This is a genomic window from uncultured Sphingomonas sp., assembly GCF_964237155.1.
In the GTDB taxonomy this organism is placed as follows: Bacteria; Pseudomonadota; Alphaproteobacteria; order Sphingomonadales; family Sphingomonadaceae; genus Sphingomonas.
On the sequence record NZ_CAXSHH010000148.1, the window covers coordinates 1 to 2,647 of the forward strand.

Below are 2,647 nucleotides of genomic sequence, written 5' to 3' on the forward strand. Positions count from 1 at the left end.
GGGCCGGACGGCAAGTATCTGTGGCCGGGCTTCGGCGACAACGCGCGCGTGCTCGCGTGGATCGTCGAGCGCGTCGAGGGCACGGTCGGGGCGGTGGACACGACCATCGGCCGGCTGCCGCGGCGCGAGGACCTCGACCTGGACGGCCTGTCGCTCGACGACGATGCGCTCGACATCCTGCTCTCGGTCGACTCGGATATATGGCGGCATGAGGCGACCCTCAACGCGGAGGACCTGAGGACGCTCGGGAAGCGCGTACCGCTTGCCCTTTGGCGCGAGCAGGCCCGCTTGGAGGAGCGGCTCGGGATGGCCATGACGGCCTGACCGAGTGGTTCCGGCGGTCGGAGCGTGGTGGCGCGAGATGGGGCGAAGTCGCGTATCCTGCGACGACGCCCCTCGTTCGGCCGGAAAGCGACGCCCAAGCCGTCGAGACCGTGGGGATACGTAGCCCGACGGGCCGAGCCTCCGACGGCCGTGCCGACGCCATCGATCCCCACGCCGGTCGGCTGGCCACGCCGACGCTGCCGGAAGAACGGCCGCTCGCCCTCGCGCGGATGACCGCGACGGTGTCCTCGGGGCGGGGTTCGTGCACAGGCTCGAGACTGGCGGAACGCGACCGTTCCTCCTTCTCGTCGATGGACGCGGACAGGAGGTGCAGCCCCGCGAGATCATCGCGGCGCGACAGGCGCGTGTCGCGCGCACGGACGCAGGCACCGTCCGCATAGCCGCCGTCGTCGCCATCATGCTCCGGAAGCTTCAGGCCGAACGCGTGAGCCCCACCTCGAACCGGGCCGTGCTCTTCGACGAGGGCGAGGCGCGCGAGTGCTTGTTATCGAGCGCGCAGGGTCGCTCGTGACCATGCAACCGGACGCGCGGTGAAAAGGTCGGGTCGCGTTCTGGATCGGCGGCAGCCTCGCCGCTCGGGTTCGTGCCGGTGCCGCCGAGCTCGGATCAATCCCTGGATTGGCGGACCATGTCCGAGACGATCGTCACCAGCTTGGGGCTGGACAGGTTGAGCGAGCGCAGCGACGCGTCCTGCTCGAACCGCGCGCGCTGCGCTTCGAAATAGCGTGTCCGACCGAAGCCAGGCGTGGAGAATGCCGCGCTGGTCGGCGACCTGATTTCCGTCTTGCTGGCTCCTTATGACGATATGGGAGCCTTCAGCGGCCGGGTGCGCGTGTCCGTGCCCAGGCTCGCCGCCGGCGAGGCCGCCGCGACCAACCTGGCGCTGATCCTTCACGAGCTGGCGACCAACTCGGTGAAGTACGGCGCGCTGTCGGTCGGGACCGGCACCCTCGACGTCACTTGCACGATTCAGGACAACGACGTGGCGCTGGTGTGGATGGAGCGAGGCGGTCCGACGGCGGCCGAGCCGGCGGAGGCGGGGTTCGGTAGCAAGCTGATCACCCGGATGGCGGCACGGCTCGGAGGCTCGTTCGCCTCCGACTGGTCGCCGGGGGCGTCATCGTGAAGCTGAACATGAAGAAGGACCGTTTAGCGGCCTAGCCAATCAGCATTTCACCGGAAGTATGGAACCTCGACCAGCGTCGCGGCTAGGCGCGGTTCAAATGACAGAGTTCCCGGAAGACGGTGACGACGGCGGGCCGATCCAGGGGCTTCGTCAAAGTCCGTGTCATGCGATCCTCGGTGCAGCAGCCCTTGGCCGTCGCGCTGATGTAAACGACCGGAACGTCACCTAGCACCGCCCGGATCAGCGCCACCGCGGCGGGGCCGGTCCCTTCAAGAAGGGTCACGTCCGAGGTGATGACGTCGGGCCGATGCGCCTGGGCGGCGATCACCGCCTCGGCCTGTGTCGCCGCGAATGAGAATGAGGAGGCGCCCTCGCGTTCGAGCAGGGCTTCCAGATCGATAGCGATCATCGCTTCGTCTTCGATGATCAGAACGTGACACAAAGGTCATCTCCACCTGAGCGGGTCAACGGCCGCCGCTCTCGACAAAGCCATATTAACCTAATTTACTATTAATGACCAATAGGTCGCGGCGATCAGCGGCTGATTTTAGAAATAAAGTGCACCACCGTCGTGAGCGTCAGCGTTCTTCGTCCGCCTTCATGTCTCCTTGAAGGCTCAACGCCATCGCGGTCAGCAGCGATGCGGCGTGCCTCAGCCCCGATCCCGCGCCGTCGGCGGCGTCCGCCAGTTCGTATTGCACGTCGGCGGCGGTTTCGATGACGTCGACCGCCTCGGCGATCGTCAGGACGCCGCGTTCTTTCAGCCCATGGATCAGGCTTTCGATTAGCAACAGCGCGGCCTGGCCGTATGGGTCGCGCGCACCTGGCACGTGCGACAGGACCGGATGCGCGACGAGCTCGCCGTCGTTGAAATCGATGGACATGATTGCGGCCTTTTTCTCGCAAGGGCGGGTAGCCCCAGGCTGTCGGCCGGAATTGCTATCGGCTGACTATGATGAACAGGTAGACCCTTTATCGGCCTGCACCACCCACCAACCAGATTTCGTATAATAAGAATGGGCAATATTATTTGATGCTGTTTCGATGTAGTCTTAATCATGGCCAATCGATTTATTCAAAAATTGAGTGGTTTGGCCGATTTCACGATCAGCGACGTAGCTGCGCTCGAGAACGCGACCAACTGGGGTCGCAACTACGCGGCGCGCCAGGACCTGA

Annotated in this window: 5 protein-coding genes; 3 read left to right on the plus strand and 2 right to left on the minus strand. The window is 65.1% G+C overall.

What is annotated here, in order from left to right; all coding sequences use genetic code 11:
* The 3 genes from ACFE71_RS15465 to ACFE71_RS15475 all read left to right on the plus strand — a co-directional run.
* Positions 1–324 (plus strand): phosphoenolpyruvate carboxykinase domain-containing protein (locus tag ACFE71_RS15465; RefSeq protein WP_375429648.1); only part of this gene is annotated, 324 nt, incomplete at its 5' end.
* Positions 325–586: 262 nt separating this feature from the next.
* Complete coding sequence (locus ACFE71_RS15470) at positions 587–856, plus strand: hypothetical protein (RefSeq protein WP_375429649.1); 270 nt, start codon at positions 587–589, stop codon at positions 854–856.
* A 234-nt stretch (positions 857–1,090) separates the two neighbouring features.
* A complete protein-coding gene (locus ACFE71_RS15475) occupies positions 1,091–1,471 on the plus strand; it encodes a hypothetical protein (protein ID WP_375429650.1) in 381 nt (126 codons plus the stop codon).
* 82 nt (positions 1,472–1,553) lie between these two features.
* Here ACFE71_RS15475 and ACFE71_RS15480 read toward each other — a convergent pair whose 3' ends face one another.
* Both ACFE71_RS15480 and ACFE71_RS15485 read right to left on the minus strand, forming a co-directional pair.
* Positions 1,554–1,913: a response regulator gene (locus tag ACFE71_RS15480; protein WP_375429651.1), complete on the minus strand. Its 360-nt coding sequence runs from the start codon at positions 1,911–1,913 to the stop codon at positions 1,554–1,556.
* 136 nt (positions 1,914–2,049) lie between these two features.
* Positions 2,050–2,355: a hypothetical protein gene (locus tag ACFE71_RS15485; protein ID WP_375429652.1), complete on the minus strand. Its 306-nt coding sequence runs from the start codon at positions 2,353–2,355 to the stop codon at positions 2,050–2,052.
* Between the last annotated feature and the right edge of the window lie 292 nt (positions 2,356–2,647).